A 16427-nucleotide genomic window follows, 5' to 3' on the forward strand; every position below is an offset into this window, starting at 1 on the left:
GTCGACGGTATGGCGGGTGTGCAGGTGGGGGCAGGTGCCGTTCCGTGGGCGGCGCTCGATCACGCTGCCCTGGGTCTGCCCGCTACCACCGACCTTCCTGCGTCGCAGGCGCTGGACGCGCTGGTCCACGCCGCCGCCGGCGTCGCGTACCTGAAGTGGTTCGAGTACCAGCTCGCCGCCGCCATGCACGCCGAACTCGTGGAACCGTTCGAAGACGAGGACCGCCGCGAGCTCGACGCGCACACCCGCTGCGCCGCCACCATCGCCACCACCATGTCGATCACGCAGGGGGCTGCCCGCACCCTGCTCACCGACGCCGTCGCCCTGCGGGATCGACTCCCTCGGGTGGCGGAATGTTTGCGGGACGGGGTGGTCACCCCGCATCACATCCGCACCATCGTCTCCCGCACCGAACTCATCGAAGGGCAGTGCTACGCCGCGTTGGTGGACGCCGACATCGCCCGCGCCCTCCGCAGACCCGGGTCGTGGTCGCCGGCGCGGATGGAGGCCATGGTCGACACGATGGTCGACCGCCGTGATCCCGATGCCGTCCGCGCCCGGCGGGAGAAGGCGAAGCGGAATCGGGAGTTCACCCTCGAGATCGGCCGTGACGGCTTGGCGTCGGCGACGGACACCCGGCCGGCGGAGGACATCGTCGCGCTCCACGCGTCCGTGACGAGGTTGGCTGCGCAGGTGTGCCCGAAGGACACCCGCTCCAAGGCCGCGCGGGCGTCCGATGCGCATTACGCGTTGGTCACCCGAACCGAGTTCGGGTGCGACTGCGACCGCCCCATCACCGACTGCCGTTACAAGAGCGTCGATGTGGAGAAGTTCGCGGCGAATTCTCCGCGGATCGTGATCCATCTGGTCACCGACACCACCACCCTAGACGGCTCCGTCCCGGCGCCGAAGGCCGAGCGGGTGTGCCGGTCGACCCAGCACCTGCCGCGACCGGATGAGAGCACCTCGGCCGTGACGGTGGCACCGGAACCGTCCGACTCGGAACCGATTGCACCGCAGTCGGTGTCGTCGAATTGGCAGAACGTCACCGCGGACGACGAGGCAGACGTCACTTCCGATGCCTCCGCCGGGTGCGAGGAACCCATGGGCTTGGACTTCGTCGACGGCGTCGGATTCCTCCCCGGGATCGGGGTCATCTCCGGCGCCCACGTCCGCGACCTCGCCGCCGACCCCCGCACGATCATCCGCCCACTCGGTGACGGCACCGACACCCCACTGCCGGCGACGCAACCGTCGAGCCCGTACCGGCCTTCCGCCGCCCTCGACGCGTACATCCGTGCCCGGGATTTGTTCTGCACCTGGCCCGGCTGCAACCGACCCGCGTGGGACGGCGACCTCGACCACATCACCGAATACGACCACACCCATCCCGAGCGGGGCGGGCGTACCAGCGCGACCGGACTCGGAGCCAAGTGCCGTTTCCACCACCTGCTCAAGACGTTCGGGGACTTCGTCGACGATCAGTACCCCGACCCGGCCGACCCGAGCCGATTGATCCGGACCATCACCATCCCCGACGGGCGCACCGTCCTCGGACCGGCGTTCACCGGACACGACGTCCACCCCGGACTCGACGCCATCGCCTTCGGCGACCCACCCGAGACCCGACCATCAAAACCGGGCCTCACCGAACGCACCCGACCCGCCCCACGCACCGAGCAGAAACACGCCCGCCGACGACAGGAACGGAATCGCAACCGACTCCGCAGGGTCATCCCACCGGACGACACCCCACCCCCGTTCTGAGGGGCCCGCGTATGCCGACAGCCGCACCTCGCGATCGAGGTGCGGCTGCCGGTGGTGCTGTGGCTCAGTCGTTCTGGGGGAAGCCGAGGTTGATGCCGCCGTGGCTGGGGTCGAGCCAGCGGGCGGTGACGGCCTTGCCGCGGGTGAAGAAGTGGACGCCCTCGGTGCCGTGGGCGTGGGTGTCGCCGAAGAGGCTGTTCTTCCAGCCGCCGAAGCTGTAGTACGCCATGGGAACCGGGATCGGGACGTTGATGCCCACCATGCCGACTTCCACTTCGTTCTGGAACCGTCGGGCGGCGCCGCCGTCGTTGGTGAAGATGGCGGTGCCGTTGCCGTAGGGGTTGTCGTTGATCAGCTGCAGTGCGTCGTCGTAGGTCTCGACGCGCACCACCGACAGGACGGGTCCGAAGATCTCGTCGGTGTAGACGCTCATCTCGGGGGTGACGTGGTCGAGCAGCGTCGGGCCGAGCCAGAACCCGTTGGGGTCGCCGTCGGCCTGGACGCCGCGGCCGTCGACGACGACGGTGGCGCCGTCCTTCTCGCCGGCGTCGACGTAGGAGGCGACCTTGTCGCGGTGTGCCTTGGTCACCAGGGGGCCCATGTCGGAGCCACGGGTGCCGTCGCCGGTGCGCAGGGGGGTGGTGCGCTCGACGATCTTCGCGACGAGGTCGTCGGCGACGTCACCGACGGCAACGAGGGCGGAGATGGCCATGCAGCGCTCCCCGGCGGAGCCGAAGCCGGCGTTGACCATGGCGTCGGCGGCGAGGTCGAGGTCGGCGTCGGGCAGGACGATGGCGTGGTTCTTCGCGCCGCCGAGGGCCTGCACGCGCTTACCGTTCGCGGTGCCGGTGGAGTAGACGTACTCGGCGATGGGGGTGGAGCCGACGAAGCTGATCGACTTGATCGCCCGGCTCTCGAGCATTTCGTCGACGGCGAGCTTGTCGCCCTGGAGGACGTTGAAGACGCCGTCGGGCAGGCCCGCTTCCTTCCACAGTTCGGCGAGCCAGATGCTGGCGGTGGGGTCCTTCTCGCTGGGCTTGAGGACGACGGTGTTGCCGCAGGCGATGGCGACGGGGAAGAACCACATCGGCACCATGGCGGGGAAGTTGAAAGGGGATATGATCCCGACGGGGCCGAGGGGTTGGCGGATGGAGAAGACGTCGACCTTGGTGGAGGCGTTCTCGGTGAAGCCACCCTTGAGCAGGTGGGGGATGCCGCAGGCGAATTCGACGACTTCCTGGCCGCGGGAAATCTCGCCGAGGGCGTCGGAGAGGACCTTGCCGTGCTCACTGGTGATGATGGCGGCGAGTTCGTCCTTGCGGGCGTTGAGCAGCTCGCGGAAGGCGAACAGAATCTGGGTGCGCTTGGCCAGTGAGGTGTCGCGCCAGGCGGGGAACGCCGAGGCGGCGGCGGCGATGACGGCGCGGGCGTCGTCGAGGTCGGCCAGGGCGACCCGGCCGGTGACCTCACCGGTGGCGGGGTTGGTGACCTCGGCCGTGCGGTCGGACGTGCCGGCGAACGGCTTGCCGTCCACCCAGTGCCCGATGGTGTTCGTGGTCATGACAATTCCTACTTTCCGTACTTCGCGACGTGGTCGGTCATCGTCTGCAGCTGATAGCGGGAGACCTCCCGCGCGTTCTCGTTCTCGGCGAAGACGCTCGACACCATGACGGTGTCGCGGTCGTAGAACCCGATGCGGTCGAGACCACCGAAGAACTGGTCCCAGTCGACGTCGCCGTCGCCGATCTTCAGATGTTGGTGCACCCGAACGGGATTGCCGGGCGGGTTGGTGATGTAGCGCAGGCCGTGGGAGCGGTGGTGGTCCATCGTGTCGGCGACGTGCACCAGGCGGATCATGTCGCCGGCCTCGTCGAGAATCCGATCCAGGTCGCCGCCCATGTGGAACTGGTGGCAGGCGACCACCACCATGCCCAGGTTCGGCGAGTTGACCCCGCGGATCACCCGCATCGCCGCGAGCCCTTCCTCGACGAAGTCGTCGGGGTGCGGATCGATCAGGATGTCGAGTCCCTCCCGTTCGATGATCGGCAGCAACTCCTCCATCGACCGGTAGAACGCCCGCTCGGATTCCTCGGCCTTCTCGGGCCGGCCGCTGAACTCGGTGTTCATCCGCTGCACCCCGAGGTCGACGGTGATCTGGATGGCGCGCTTCCAGTACCGCACCGCCGCTTCCCGCGCGTCCTCGTCGGGTCCGGACCATCGCAGCACCGGCAGGACCGAGGCGATGCCGACCCCGGCGTCGTCGCAGGCCCGTCGGAAACGCCTGACCAGATCGTCGTTCGCCTTGGGGTGGTTGAAGAACGGGATCATGTCGACGTGCGGGGTGAGCTGCAGCCACTCGTACCCCAGCTCGGCGACGACGCCCGGCAGCTCCAGCAGCGAGTGCTCGTGATGGAACGGGGTGGGATCGAGAGCGACCTTCATGGTCACGCTCCCGAGATGTCGGCGCGGGCGACCATGTCGACCGCCACGGGCTCACCGGACTCGAGGGAGAGCACACCGGCTTCGCAGACCGCGGCGGCGGCGTACCCGTCCCAGGCGCCGGGACCGCCGACGTAGTTGCCCGTCTCGGCGCCTGCGTGCACGGCGTCGACCCACCGCTGGATCTCCACGTCGTACGCCTGACCGAACCGCTTGACGAAGCCCGGGGTGATGGTGCCGCCGCGGACGCCGGGTGCGGACGTCCGCACGAGGCCGACGTCGAGGCCGATCATGGCGCTGCCGCGCTCGGCGACCACTTCGGTCCTGACCTCGTAGGCGATGCCCGTGGTGACGAAGACCTCCGCGTCGACGTGCCGGCCGGACTCGGTGGTGAAGATCGCGATCTGCGGATCTCGAAGTCCCTCCGGCGCAGCGGGATTGGCCGACGGAGCGATGATCTGGATCTTCGTGATCTCCTCGTCCAGCAGAAACCGGGCGACGTCGACCTCGTGCACCAGCGAGTCGCGCACGATCATGGCGCTGTCGAAGTGGGGCGGCACCTCGGGGTTGCGGTGCGCGCAGTGCACCACGAGGGCGCGGCCCAGGTCGCCGGAGTCGAGGAGCGCCTTGAGCTGCTCGTACTCGCGGTCGAAACGGCGCATGAAGCCGACCTGGATCAGCTTCTTGCCGGTCGCGGCTTCCGCCCGGACCACCTCGAGCGACGTCTCGACGGACGTCGTCAGCGGCTTCTCGCACATCACGGGCTTGCCGTGCTCGAGGCACGCCAGCAGCTGCTTCTCGTGCGTGGGGCCGGGGGTGGCGAGGACGACGGCGTCGACCTCGGGATCGGCGATGGCGTCGATGGGGTCCTCGACCACGCGGGCACCGGGGACGGTGTCGGCGATCTCGCGGGCCCGCTCGGTGACGTAGTCGTTGACGACGGCGACGCGAGCGCCGGAGATGGTCCGGGTGATGCGCTGGACGTGGTCGGCGCCCATGCGCCCGACACCGAGGACGGCGATGCGGAGTTCGGAATTCACTTCAGGGACGTCCGTTCTGGAAGGAGGTGTCAGGAGAAGGTGACGGCGGGAACGCCGCAGGAGCCGAGGTACTTTCGGGTGCGCTGCGCGATGGGCAGGGGAGCGTCGACCTCGCAGGGGTACATGTCCTGCTCGACGATCGCGAAGAGATCGGCGGTCAGCCGGCCCTCGGTCGCGAGCCGCTCGACGGTCTCGAGCAGCGGCGGCATCGCCGGAATACCCAGGGGCGGTTCGGTCATCGCGCCCAGCCGGACCGCCTCGCCGAACGGCAGGTCCTCGGCGAGCACCTTGTCGCGCACCGCTTCGTCGACCTGCTTGAGGTGGAGGTACCCGATGCGCTCGGGAGCGCGCTCGATGATGGCGATGTTGTCGCCGCCGCAGTAGCTGATGTGGCCGGTGTCGAGGCAGAGGTTCACGAACTCGCTCGAGGTGCCGTCGAGGAAGCGGTAGACGTTCTCCTCGGTGTCGACGTGGCTGTCGGCGTGCGGGTGGTACTGCGCCTTGACGCCGTACTGCTCGAACATCCGCTTGCCGAGCTCGTTCATGCCCTCGGTCTTCTTGCGCCACTGGTCGGCGGTGAGGTTCCGGTCCTCCAGGACGGCGCCCGTGGACGGGTCGCGCCACATCTCGGGGATGACGACGACGTGCTTGCCGCCGACGGCGGCGGTCAACTTGGCGACGTCCTCGATCTGCGTCCAGACCGCGTCCCACGCGTCGTCCTGGTGGAGATGCTCGAAGACCGTGCCGGCGGACAGCTTCAGGTTCCGAGCCTCGAGTTCCGCCGTGAGCTTCTGCGGGTCGGTGGGCAGGTAGCCGAAGGGGCCGAGTTCGATCCACTCGTATCCGGACGCGGAGACCTCGTCGAGGAATCGCTCGTACGGGGTCTGCTGCGGATCCTCGGGGAACCACACGCCCCAGGAATCCGGGGCGGAACCGACGCGGATGACGCTCATGGTGAAGCCTTTCGGGACTGGTTGTGCCTGATGTGCTGGGAAGGAAGAACGGGTCACTCGGACGGGCGCAGATACGGACGCTGGATGCGCTTCCACCGCTCGTAGGTGGCGTAGGCGGTCCGTGTGGACTCGAGGGTCGACGTCTCCGACACCGGGACGTCCCACCAGGACTCGGAGTCCGGTGCGGCGATGCGGGGGTCCGTCTCGACGTGGATGACGGTCGAGGTTTCGCTCGCCTTGGCGGCCTTGACGGCGTCGGTGAACTCCGAGCCGGTGGTCACGCGGACGACGTCGACGCCGAGGCTGGCCGCGTTGGCCGCCAGATCGACCGGAAGCAGGTCTCCGTCGAGACGACCCTGGCCGTCCCGGTACCGGTAGGCCGTACCGAATCGCTGGCTGCCGAGCGATTCCGAGAGGGAGCCGATGGAGGCGAAACCGTGGTTCTGCACCAGGATCACGATGACCTTGACGCCTTCCTGCACGGCGGTGACCAGTTCGGTCGCCATCATGAGGTAGGAGCCGTCGCCGACCATGACGAACACGTCCCGGTCCGGCTCCGCCATCTTGGCGCCGATGCCGCCGGCGATCTCGTAGCCCATGCACGAGAAGCCGTACTCGACGTGGTAGCCCTTGGGATCGCGGCTGCGCCACAGCTTGTGGAGGTCGCCGGGCATGGAGCCGGCGGCGCAGACCACGACGTCGCGCGGGTCGGAGAGGGTGTTGGCCAGGCCGATGACCTGGTTCTGGTTCAGCGGCGCCGACGTGTCCTCCACGGCGAACACCGAGGACACGGTGTCCTCCCACTGCGCGGCGAGTTCCGCGGCGCGCGTGCGGTAGTCGTCGTCGACGGACCAGTCGCCGAGCGCAGCGGTCAGCGCGCTCAGCGCTTCACGGGCGTCGGCGACGACGGACACGCCGCCCTGCTTGACCGTGTCGAGGGTCGCGACGTTGACGTTGACGAAGCGCACCGACGGGTTCGTGAACGCCGTGCGCGAGGCCGTGGTGAAATCGCTGTAGCGCGTACCGATTCCGATGACGACGTCGGCCTCGGTGGCGAGGGCGTTCGCGGCGGTCGTCCCGGTGGACCCAATCGCGCCGACGGACTGCGGGTGGTCGTAGGGGAGGGCGCCCTTGCCGGCCTGACTCTGTCCCACCGGAACGCCGGTTCGCTCGCAGAACGCGGCCAGGGCGTCGGTGGCGCCGGAGTAGATCACGCCGCCGCCCGCCACGATCAGCGGACGGCGCGCGCTGCGGATCACGGCCGCGGCGCGCTCGATCGAGTCGCTCTGGGGCAGTGTCCGGCCGACGTGCCAGGTGCGCTCGGCGAAGAGCGACTCCGGCCAGTCGAACGCCTCGGCCTGCACGTCCTGCGGAATGGCGACGGTGGCGGCGCCCGTCTCCACGGGGTCGGTGAGCACGCGCATCGCACCGATCAACGCGGCGGGCAGCTGCTCGGGTCGCCACACGCGATCGAAGTACCGCGACAGCGGCTTGAACGCGTCGTTGACGGTGACGTCGCCGCTCGCGGGGAGCTCGAGTTCCTGGAGCACCGGTGCACTGGCCCGGGTGGCGAACGTGTCCGCCGGCAGTAGGAGCACCGGCAGTCGGTTGATCGTGGCGAGGGCGGCGCCGGTGAGCATGTTGGTCGAGCCTGGGCCGACGCTCGCGGTGACGGCCCAGGTCTGCAGCCGGTCCTTCTGCCGCGCGTAGGCGACTGCGCTGTGCACCATGGCCTGTTCGTTGCGGCCCAGGACGTACGGCAGGGCGGGCTCGGTGCCGGACTCGTGCGCGTCGATCTCCGCCTGCAGCAGAGCCTGGCCCAGGCCGGCGACGTTGCCGTGTCCGAAGATCCCGAATGCGCCCGCGAAGAATCGGGCACGCTCGCCGTCCCGTTCGACGTACTGGGCGGCCAGGAATCTCACGACCGCCTGCGAGACCGTCAGGCGGACGGTCGTTTCGGCGTTCTCGGTCTTGCTCGCCGAGATGGGTGCGGTGGAGACCACGGTCATGCTCCTCGAGGTGGGGTGGTGGGGGTCCGATGCGGCTCGAGCGGGAGTCGGGGGTCGACCTGCTGGTCGGTCCAGGTGCCGCGGATCCAGGTGTGCTCGGGGTCGTCGACGATGTTCCAGGCGCGTTCGCCGCCCGGTCCGGCCATGACGTTCAGGTAGTACATGTGGTATCCCGGCGCGGCCACGGACGGCCCGTGGTAGCCGTGGGGTACGAGGACCACGTCGCCCGTGCGGACTTCCTCGAGCACCTCGATGGGTCGCTCGGGGGTGCCGTACACGCGGTGGTAGCCGAAGCCGGCGGATCCGTCGGGGCCGTCGGCGATCTCGAAGTAGTAGATCTCCTCGAGGGCGGACTCGTGCTCGGTGTTCTCGTCGTGCTTGTGCCCGGGGTAGGAGGACCAGTTGCCGCCCGGCGTGACCACCTCGCAGGCGATGAGCGAGTCCGCCTCGAAGGTGTCCGCGGTCCCGAAGTTGTGGACCTCGCGGCTGCAGTTGCCCGCCCCACGCAGCTCGACCGCGACGTCGCTCGCCGGCACGTACCGGAACGGCAGCCGCGTCCGCGCGCGGGCACCGCACAGAGCGAAGCGACCACCCGAGGTGCTGGCGACGGCGTACGACGAGTCCCGCCCGACGTAGGCGAAATCGGACGGGCCGTCGAACACCGTGGCGCGACCGGCCAGGTCGACCGTCTCGCCGTCGCAGGTGACCGTGGCCGAGCCGGACAGCGGCACCACCATGATCTCGTCGTCACCGGACTCGAGCTCGGCGGACTCGCCGGCCGCGAGGCGCAGCGTGCGCAGGCTCGACTCGCTCCAGCCGGCCGACTCGGGTGTGACCACCACGTCGAACGGGGCGTCGGCGGAGGCGCCGACCGGGATGTAGTACTCGGAGTTCACGGCCGTCACCGCACCATCGTCACGGCGGTGTCGACGGCCGCGGCCACGTCACCGTCGCGGGGGTAGAGCAGGGTGCGCCCGACGATGAGTCCGCGCACGGCCGGAATCTCCAGCGCGCGCGACCAACTGGCGAACGTTTCCTCGGGCGCCTCCTGCGGGTCGCCGCCGAGCAGCAGCGTCGGCAGGGTGGTCGCGTCCATGACGCGCTCCATGTCGGCGACGACGGGCAGCTTGAGCCACGTGTGCGACGACGTCGACCCGAGACCCTGAGCGACGTGCATGCTCTTGATGACGGCATCGGTGGACAGGTCGTTGACCACCTTGCCGCCCTCACGGCGGCTGAGGAACGGCTCGAGCATCGCGATCAGGCCGTGGGCGGCGAGCTCGTCGACGGCTCGCGCCGTCGCGGTCATCATCGACAGCGTCCCCGGATCGTCGAGCGCGACGCGGTTGAGCATCTTGGCGCCGTTCATCCGGGCCTTGGCGGTGGAGGCGGCCGTGGCTCCGGTCATGCGGTCGTCGAGTTCGAACGACGCGCCGGCCAGTCCGCCGCGGTTCATCGACGAGAACACCACCTTGTCCTCGAGCGCGCCGAGGAGCACGAGATCGTCGAGGATGTCGGCCGTCGCGAGCACGCCGTCGACGCCGGGGTTCGCGAGCGCCGTGCGCAGTCGGTCGAGCAGCTCGGTGCGGCTGTTCATCGCGGTGGCGTTCGAGCCGACCGACAGCGCTCCGCGCGCCGGGTGGTCGGCGGCGACGATCATCAGTCGGCCGTTGCCGCGGACGGTGGGCCGCGTGGTGCGGGTGGCCCAGGCGCGCTCGATCGCGCCGGGGTCGCTCGCGCGCACCGCGGTCACGTCGGCGTAGGTCCGGGCGGCGGGCGTCGCGCCGAGAGTCGGTGCGGCCGAGTCGGTCTCGCGGGATTCGGTGTCGGTGAGGACGGTGTCAGACATGGGCGGGCTCCGTCGGGTCGGCTGCGGACGCGTCCGCGAGTGCGGCGACTTCGTCCGCGGTGGGCATGGCGGTGGAGCATTCGAGCCGGGAGGCGACGATGGCGCCGGCGGCGTTGGCGTGACGCAGGATCTTCTCGAGCGGCCAGCCGGCGAGCAGGCCGTGGCAGAGCGATCCGCCGAAGCTGTCGCCCGCGCCGAGTCCGTTGACCACGTCGACGGGGTTCGGCGGGACCTCGACCCGCTCGGTGCGGGTCTTGCCGAGCACGCCCCGCGGGCCCTGCTTGACGATGGCCAGATCCAGGCCGAGGTCGAGGAGGGCGTCGGCCGCGCGATCGGGATCGGTCTCACCGACGGCCACCTCGCACTCCTCGCGGTTGCCGACGGCGACGGTGACCTGCGCGAGGGCGCGCTGGACCTGCTCCGTCGCGGCGGCGGGGGAGTCCCAGAACATGGGCCGGTAGTCGAGGTCGAGCACGGTGAGCGGCGCCCGACCGCGGGCGTCCCACGCCGTGAAATGCGCACTGCGGCTCGGCTCTTCGGACAGTCCGGTGACCGTGGACCAGTAGAGCGCGGCCGCCCGCACGGCGTCGGCGTCGATGTCGTCGGGGCGGATCTGCAGGTCGGGGGCCGTCGGCTTCCGGTAGAAGTACAGCGGGAAATCGTCCGGCGGGAAGATCTCGCAGAAGGTGACGGGCGTGGCGTGGGCGGGATCGGTGACGACGAACGACGCGTCGACGCCGAGGCGCTCGAGCTCGCCGCGCACGTAGCGTCCGAAGGGATCGTCGCCGGACCCGGAGATCAGGGCGCTGCGCCGGCCGAGGCGCGCTGCGGCGACGGCGACGTTGGCGGCGCTGCCGCCCAGGAACTTGCCGAACGTGGTCACGTCCGCGAGGCCGACCCCGGTCTGCAGCGGGTAGATGTCGACACCGCTGCGCCCGATGGCCAGGACGTCGAATCCGGCGTGCGGCGTGTCGGGTGCGGCTGTGGTCACGTGATCTCCCGGGGTGTGGGTCGGCGGTGTCGGTAAACGGTGAGCGGATACGGCCCGCGACTACTGTGCGCCGCACCACACCGGAATGTCAACAGTTTGTCCTGACATTCTAACTTGATGTCATATCGGCGCGGATCACCTACACTCACACCACTCGACGGTGCGCTGCGTCACGGTCGAGTCCGCATCCCGAGGTGACCACGCCTCGTCTCGCTGTCGATCGGAGACCGAGTGAACCACCCGCTCAGCGCGCCGCAGCTGGCCGTGGAGTTGGACCGATCCAGCCCCGTCCCGCTGTACTACCAGCTCGCCCGCGCCATCGAGGAGGCCGTTCTCTCCGGGCAGCTCGCGCCGGGTGACCGCTTCGAGAACGAGTTGGCCCTGGCGGAACGGCTCAACCTCTCCCGGCCGACCACCCGTCGGGCGATCCAGGAGTTGGTGGACAAAGGCCTGCTCGTCCGCAAGCGTGGCGTCGGAACGCAGGTGGTGCAGAGCCCCGTGCACCGTCCGGTCGAGCTCACGTCGCTGTTCGACGACCTGGCCCGCGCGGGACAGCACCCGAGTACCAAGCTGCTCGAGTACTCCGTCGGTCTGCCGGGGGACGAGGTGGCGCGCGAACTCAACATCGGCCCGGACGAAACCGTGGTCACGATCGCACGACTGCGCAGCACGCAGGGCGAGCCGCTCGCGCTGATGACCAACTATCTCCCTCTCGACCTCGCTCCGGAGCCCGCCGAACTGGAGGCGCAGGGGCTCTACCAGTCGCTGCGTACCAAGGGTGTGCACGTCCGTCTGGCTCGACAACGGATCGGCGCCAAGTCGGCCGGCCGTGAGGAGGCCGAGTTGCTCGACGAGAAGCTCCGCGCTCCGTTGCTCACCATGAACCGCACCGCCTTCGACGATTCCGGCAAGGTCGTCGAGTACGGCGTCCACGTCTACCGCGCCTCCCGCTACAACTTCGAGACCACCCTCGTCGACCGCTGACGCGGTCGGCATCCACCCCGTCGTGTCCCGACGGGTGCTCGGCCGTGCCCGGACCGTCCTGTGCTCGGCCGTCCCCGACTTCCCGAAAGGTGTTCCCTACCATGTCCTCTCGTCCACTTCGCGTCGGTGTCATCGGTTTCGGCTGGATGGGTCGCGTGCACACGCAGGCCTACGCCCGAGTGCGCCACCACTTCCCGGATCTGCCGCTGACTCCGGTCCTCGCCGCCGTGGCCGACGACGTGCCCGGCCGTGCTGCCGAGGCCACCGAGGTCTTCGGCTTCGCCGGACACACCACCGACTGGCACGACGTCGTCACCGATCCCGACGTGGAGGCGGTGTCGGTCACGGCGCCGAATTTCCTGCACCGGGAGATCGGCACCGCCGTCGCTCGCGCGGGCAAGCATCTGTGGATCGAGAAGCCCGTCGGTCTGACCCGCGACGACGCCGCTGCGGTGGCCGAGGCCGCCGCCGCCGCGAACGTGCGCACTGCCGTCGGCTTCAACTATCGCAACGCCCCGGCCGTCGACCGAGCGCGCGAGATGATCGCCGCGGGCGAGCTGGGCACGCTGACCCACGCGCGGTTCCGGTTCTTCAGCGACTACGCCGCGCACCCGGACGGCGCGCTGAGTTGGCGCTTCGAGCGTGCCCGTGGAGGCAACGGTGTGCTCGGCGACCTCGCCTCGCACGCAGCGGATCTCGAGTGGTTCCTGCTCGGGGACATCGGCAGTCTGGTCGCCGACACCGCGGTTTTCGTTCCCGAGCGCGCCCGGCCTACCGGGGCGACCAGCGGTCACAGTCGCGTCAGCGGCGGTGAGCGGGGCCCGGTCGAGAACGAGGACTACGCGAGCGCGCAGCTGCGCCTGGTCTCCGGTGCGCGGGCGACGCTCGAGGCCAGCCGCGTCGCGGTCGGCGAACAGAACGCGTACGGCTTCGAGATCCACGGGACGGCCGGCGCCGTGACGTGGGACTTTCGCCGGATGAACGAGCTCGTCGTCGGCCGCGGTACCGCCTATCAGGACCAGGCGATGTCCACGGTGTTCGTCGGCCCGGGCGCGGGGGACTACGCCGCGTTCCAGCCGGGGTCGGCGTCCGCGATGGGTTACGACGACCTCAAGGTGATCGAGGCGCGCAACTTCCTGCAGTCCGTTCACGACGGTCGGCCGCTGGGGGCGACCGTCGAGGACGCGGTGCGGAGTGCGGCGGTCCTCGACGCGATGGTCGAGTCGGTCGAATCGGGCTCCTGGACGGCTCCCCGCATGTGAGCCGCTGCAGTCCTAATGTCCGAACAAAGTATTGACATTCCGGTGTGACCGGTATTACATCTACTCCAGGCGAGTGAGCCAGGCTCCTTCTCTCGAGCGAGCCGACCCGCATTTTCCGAGAGGACAATCAATGAAGGTTCGTCAGGGTACGACCAGTGGCGGCCGGGCCGTCGGGCGTCGGGGTGCCGCACTGGCGCTCGGCGCTGTCGTCGCCGTGTCCGTCGCTGCGTGCTCGAGCACGGGGGGCGCACCGGAATCCAGTGGCGGCGGCGAGGGTGGGGGCGGCACCGTCGACACCCCTCGCGCCACCATCGCGATGATCACCCACGAGGTTCCCGGTGACACGTTCTGGGACCTCATCCGCAAGGGTGCGGAAGCCGCCGCGGCGAAGGACAACATCGAGCTGCGCTACTCGGCCGACCCCGAGGCGCCCAACCAGGCCAACCTGGTCCAGAGCGCGATCGACTCCGACGTCGACGGCATCGCGGTCACCCTGGCCAAGCCCGACGCCATGGCGCCGGCCGTGCAGGCCGCCGAGGCCGCCGGAATCCCCGTGGTGGCCTTCAACTCCGGGTACGACGACTGGAAGGCGCAGGGCGTCGGCCAGTACTTCGGTCAGGACGAGACCATCGCCGGCCGGGCCGTGGGTGAGCGCCTGACCTCCGAGGGTGCCAAGAAGACCCTCTGCATCATCCAGGAGCAGGGCCAGGTCGCGCTCGAATCCCGGTGCGCCGGTGTGACGCAGGGCTTCACGGGCGGCTCCACCGAGATCCTCAACGTCAACAGCAAGGACATGCCGTCCGTCGAGGCGACCATCACCGCCAAGTTGCAGCAGGATCCGTCCATCGACCACGTGGTCGCCCTCGGCGCCCCGATCGCGCTCACCGCGGTGCAGTCCAAGGCCAACGCCGGCAGCAACGCCACCGTCGTCACCTTCGACACCAACTCCGCCCTGGTCGACGCCATCGAAGCCGGTGACGTGGCCTGGGCCGTCGACCAGCAGCCCTACCTCCAGGGCTACCTCGCCGTCGACTCGCTCTGGCTCTACCTGAACAACGGCAACACCATCGGTGGCGGCACCCCGGTTCTGACCGGCCCCGCGTTCATCGATTCCTCCAACATCGACGCCGTCGCCGAGTACGCCCGGAACGGCACTCGCTGATTCCCGACACCCGGCGGCAGACCCTCGTCGCCGCCGGGTGTCGCCCAGCACGGAAGGACCTCCCATGACCACCCAGGCCGATCTGGATCCGTCGAAACACACCGTCGTGACCGACGAGCGCGTGCGGAAGCAGAAGCCGTTCCAGCGCTTGCTCGTTCGTCCCGAGATCGGCGCCCTGTTCGGCGCGATCATCATCTTCGTCTTCTTCGCGATCGTGGCTCCACCGTTCCGGTCGCCGGAGGCACTGGCCACGGTGCTGTACGCCTCCTCCACGATCGGCATCATGGCCATCGGCGTCTCCCTGCTGATGATCGGCGGCGAGTTCGACCTCTCCACCGGTGTGGCCGTGACCTTCTCGTCCATCGCCGCCTCGATGCTGGCCTACAACCTGCACCTCAACGTCTGGCTGGGATCGCTCCTCGCCCTCGGCCTGGCCCTCGGCGTCGGGTTTCTCAACGGCTACCTGGTGATGAAGACGAAGATCCCGTCCTTCCTCATCACGCTCTCGACCTTCCTCATGCTCACCGGCATCAACCTCGCCGTGACCAAGCTCGTCACGGGACAGGTGGCCACGCAGTCGATCTCGAACATGCAGGGCTTCGATTCCGCCAAGGCCGTCTTCGCCTCGTCGTTCACCATCGGCGGTGTCTCCATCCGCGTGACCGTCCTGTGGTGGGTGCTGTTCACCCTGATGTCGACGTTCGTGCTGATGAAGACGCGGATCGGGAACTGGATCTTCGCCGTCGGCGGCAACCAGGACTCCGCGCGGGCGATCGGCGTCCCGGTGACCAAGGTCAAGATCGGCCTGTTCATGTTCGTCGCGTTCTGCGCCTGGTTCGTCGGCATGCACCTGCTGTTCGCCTTCAACACCGTGCAGTCCGGTCAGGGCGTGGGCAACGAGTTCCTCTACATCATCGCCGCTGTCATCGGTGGCTGCTTGCTCACCGGCGGTTTCGGCACCACCGTCGGCGCCATGATCGGCGCGTTCATCTTCGGCATGACCAACCAGGGCATCGTCTACGCCGGCTGGAACCCCGACTGGTTCAAGTTCTTCCTCGGCGCGATGCTGCTGTTCGCGGTCGTGGCCAACAATTCCTTCCGCTCCTACGCAGCCAAGAGGTGACCCAAGATGACCACCATCTCCGAAACCCCCACCCGGGAGCCGTCGGATCACGGCAGCGGCGGGAAGACCCCCTTGATCGAGCTGAAGGACGTCGGCAAGTCCTACGGCAACATCATCGCCCTGTCCGGCATCAACCTGCGCGTCGGCGCCGGCGAGGTGACCGGTGTCCTCGGCGACAACGGCGCCGGCAAGTCCACCCTGATCAAGATCATGGCCGGACTGCACCAGCAGAGCGAAGGGCAGCTGCTCGTCGACGGCGAGGAGACCCGGTTCGATTCGCCGAAGGACGCGCTGAACAAGGGCATCGCAACGGTCTACCAGGACCTCGCCGTGGTCTCGCTGATGCCGGTGTGGCGCAACTTCTTCCTCGGCCAGGAGCTGCGCAAGGGGCCGTTTCGCGCCCTCGACGCCGCGGCGATGCGCGCCACCACCAAGGAAGAGCTGCACAAGATGGGCATCGACCTGCCCGACGTGGACGCCCCCATCGGGTCCCTGTCGGGTGGTCAGCGTCAGTGTGTGGCGATCGCCCGCGCCATCTTCTTCGGCGCTCGCGTGCTGATCCTCGACGAGCCCACCGCCGCCCTGGGCGTCAAGCAGTCGGGCATGGTGCTCCGCTACATCTCGGCGGCCAAGGAACAGGGCTTCGGCGTCGTGTTCATCACCCACAACCCGCACCACGCGTACATGGTCGGCGATCACTTCGTTCTGCTCAACCGCGGTCGGCAGAAGCTCGACTGCACCTACGACGAGATCAGCCTCGACGACCTGACCAAGGAGATGGCCGGCGGCGACGAGCTCGAGACGCTCACGCACGAACTGCGCCGCTGACCTCGGCGCACCGTCCACGG

At 69.0% G+C, this 16427-nt stretch carries 14 protein-coding genes; 6 read left to right on the forward strand and 8 right to left on the reverse strand.

From position 1 onward, the window contains the following. Nucleotides 1-9 precede the first annotated feature (9 nt). On the forward strand, nt 10-1767 hold the full coding sequence (locus tag BMZ18_RS02970) for an HNH endonuclease signature motif containing protein (protein WP_074921762.1): 1758 nt from the start codon (nt 10-12) through the stop codon (nt 1765-1767). 64 nt (nt 1768-1831) lie between these two features. On the opposite strand, the gene BMZ18_RS02975 is transcribed toward BMZ18_RS02970, so the two are convergent. From BMZ18_RS02975 to iolC, 8 genes are read right to left on the reverse strand one after another with little or no spacing between them, the layout of a single operon-like run. Next, nucleotides 1832-3328 carry a CoA-acylating methylmalonate-semialdehyde dehydrogenase gene (locus BMZ18_RS02975; RefSeq protein ID WP_068363554.1) on the reverse strand — a complete coding sequence of 499 codons (1497 nt, stop codon included), beginning with the start codon at nt 3326-3328 and terminating at the stop codon, nt 1832-1834. A gap of 8 nt (nt 3329-3336) precedes the next feature. Continuing rightward, nucleotides 3337-4209, reverse strand: coding sequence for a sugar phosphate isomerase/epimerase family protein (locus BMZ18_RS02980; protein ID WP_068363597.1), 873 nt, complete (start codon nt 4207-4209; stop codon nt 3337-3339). A 2-nt stretch (nt 4210-4211) separates the two neighbouring features. Then, nucleotides 4212-5246, reverse strand: coding sequence for a Gfo/Idh/MocA family protein (locus tag BMZ18_RS02985; RefSeq protein ID WP_068363555.1), 1035 nt, complete (start codon nt 5244-5246; stop codon nt 4212-4214). Between the two features lie 29 nt (nt 5247-5275). Next, complete coding sequence (locus BMZ18_RS02990; protein ID WP_068102078.1) at nt 5276-6199, reverse strand: sugar phosphate isomerase/epimerase family protein; 924 nt, start codon at nt 6197-6199, stop codon at nt 5276-5278. Nucleotides 6200-6252: 53 nt separating this feature from the next. Beyond that, complete coding sequence (iolD, locus tag BMZ18_RS02995) at nt 6253-8208, reverse strand: 3D-(3,5/4)-trihydroxycyclohexane-1,2-dione acylhydrolase (decyclizing) (protein ID WP_068363556.1); 1956 nt, start codon at nt 8206-8208, stop codon at nt 6253-6255. Beyond that, entirely contained in the window at nt 8205-9104 is a 900-nt protein-coding gene (gene iolB / locus BMZ18_RS03000; RefSeq protein ID WP_068363600.1) for a 5-deoxy-glucuronate isomerase, read from the reverse strand. Before iolB ends, iolD begins: the two co-directional genes overlap by 4 nt. Nucleotides 9105-9109: 5 nt before the next feature. Beyond that, nucleotides 9110-10057, reverse strand: coding sequence for a Cgl0159 family (beta/alpha)8-fold protein (locus tag BMZ18_RS03005; RefSeq protein WP_244516395.1), 948 nt, complete (start codon nt 10055-10057; stop codon nt 9110-9112). After that, entirely contained in the window at nt 10050-11048 is a 999-nt protein-coding gene (gene iolC / locus BMZ18_RS03010; protein WP_068363557.1) for a 5-dehydro-2-deoxygluconokinase, read from the reverse strand. The genes BMZ18_RS03005 and iolC overlap by 8 nt, the downstream gene beginning before the upstream one ends. Nucleotides 11049-11279: 231 nt before the next feature. On the opposite strand from iolC, the gene BMZ18_RS03015 reads away from it, so the two are divergent. From BMZ18_RS03015 to BMZ18_RS03035, 5 genes are all read left to right on the forward strand, one after another. Next, nucleotides 11280-12032, forward strand: coding sequence for a GntR family transcriptional regulator (locus BMZ18_RS03015; protein WP_068102073.1), 753 nt, complete (start codon nt 11280-11282; stop codon nt 12030-12032). A 101-nt stretch (nt 12033-12133) separates the two neighbouring features. Then, entirely contained in the window at nt 12134-13294 is a 1161-nt protein-coding gene (locus BMZ18_RS03020) for a Gfo/Idh/MocA family protein (protein WP_068363558.1), read from the forward strand. Nucleotides 13295-13424: 130 nt separating this feature from the next. Further along, nucleotides 13425-14456, forward strand: a complete 1032-nt coding sequence (locus tag BMZ18_RS03025; protein WP_068102069.1) for a substrate-binding domain-containing protein — start codon at nt 13425-13427, stop codon at nt 14454-14456. 64 nt (nt 14457-14520) lie between these two features. Further along, a complete protein-coding gene (locus BMZ18_RS03030; RefSeq protein ID WP_068363563.1) occupies nt 14521-15579 on the forward strand; it encodes an ABC transporter permease in 1059 nt (352 codons plus the stop codon). Between the two features lie 6 nt (nt 15580-15585). Continuing rightward, nucleotides 15586-16407: an ATP-binding cassette domain-containing protein gene (locus BMZ18_RS03035; RefSeq protein ID WP_068102066.1), complete on the forward strand. Its 822-nt coding sequence runs from the start codon at nt 15586-15588 to the stop codon at nt 16405-16407. The last annotated feature ends 20 nt before the right edge of the window (nt 16408-16427 follow it).

The sequence above is a fragment of the Rhodococcoides kroppenstedtii genome (assembly GCF_900111805.1).
GTDB classification, from domain to species: Bacteria; Actinomycetota; Actinomycetes; order Mycobacteriales; family Mycobacteriaceae; genus Rhodococcoides; species Rhodococcoides kroppenstedtii.

Excerpts from the sequence above, each read along its gene's own strand:
- BMZ18_RS02970 (WP_074921762.1), top strand. The coding sequence starts at position 10 with ATGGCGGGTGTGCAGGTGGGGGCAGGTGCCGTTCCGTGGGCGGCGCTC.
- BMZ18_RS02975 (WP_068363554.1), bottom strand. The coding sequence starts at position 3,328 with ATGACCACGAACACCATCGGGCACTGGGTGGACGGCAAGCCGTTCGCC.
- BMZ18_RS02980 (WP_068363597.1), bottom strand. The coding sequence starts at position 4,209 with ATGAAGGTCGCTCTCGATCCCACCCCGTTCCATCACGAGCACTCGCTG.
- BMZ18_RS02990 (WP_068102078.1), bottom strand. The coding sequence starts at position 6,199 with ATGAGCGTCATCCGCGTCGGTTCCGCCCCGGATTCCTGGGGCGTGTGG.
- iolD (WP_068363556.1), bottom strand. The coding sequence starts at position 8,208 with ATGACCGTGGTCTCCACCGCACCCATCTCGGCGAGCAAGACCGAGAAC.
- BMZ18_RS03005 (WP_244516395.1), bottom strand. The coding sequence starts at position 10,057 with ATGTCTGACACCGTCCTCACCGACACCGAATCCCGCGAGACCGACTCG.
- BMZ18_RS03020 (WP_068363558.1), top strand. The coding sequence starts at position 12,134 with ATGTCCTCTCGTCCACTTCGCGTCGGTGTCATCGGTTTCGGCTGGATG.
- BMZ18_RS03025 (WP_068102069.1), top strand. The coding sequence starts at position 13,425 with ATGAAGGTTCGTCAGGGTACGACCAGTGGCGGCCGGGCCGTCGGGCGT.
- BMZ18_RS03030 (WP_068363563.1), top strand. The coding sequence starts at position 14,521 with ATGACCACCCAGGCCGATCTGGATCCGTCGAAACACACCGTCGTGACC.
- BMZ18_RS03035 (WP_068102066.1), top strand. The coding sequence starts at position 15,586 with ATGACCACCATCTCCGAAACCCCCACCCGGGAGCCGTCGGATCACGGC.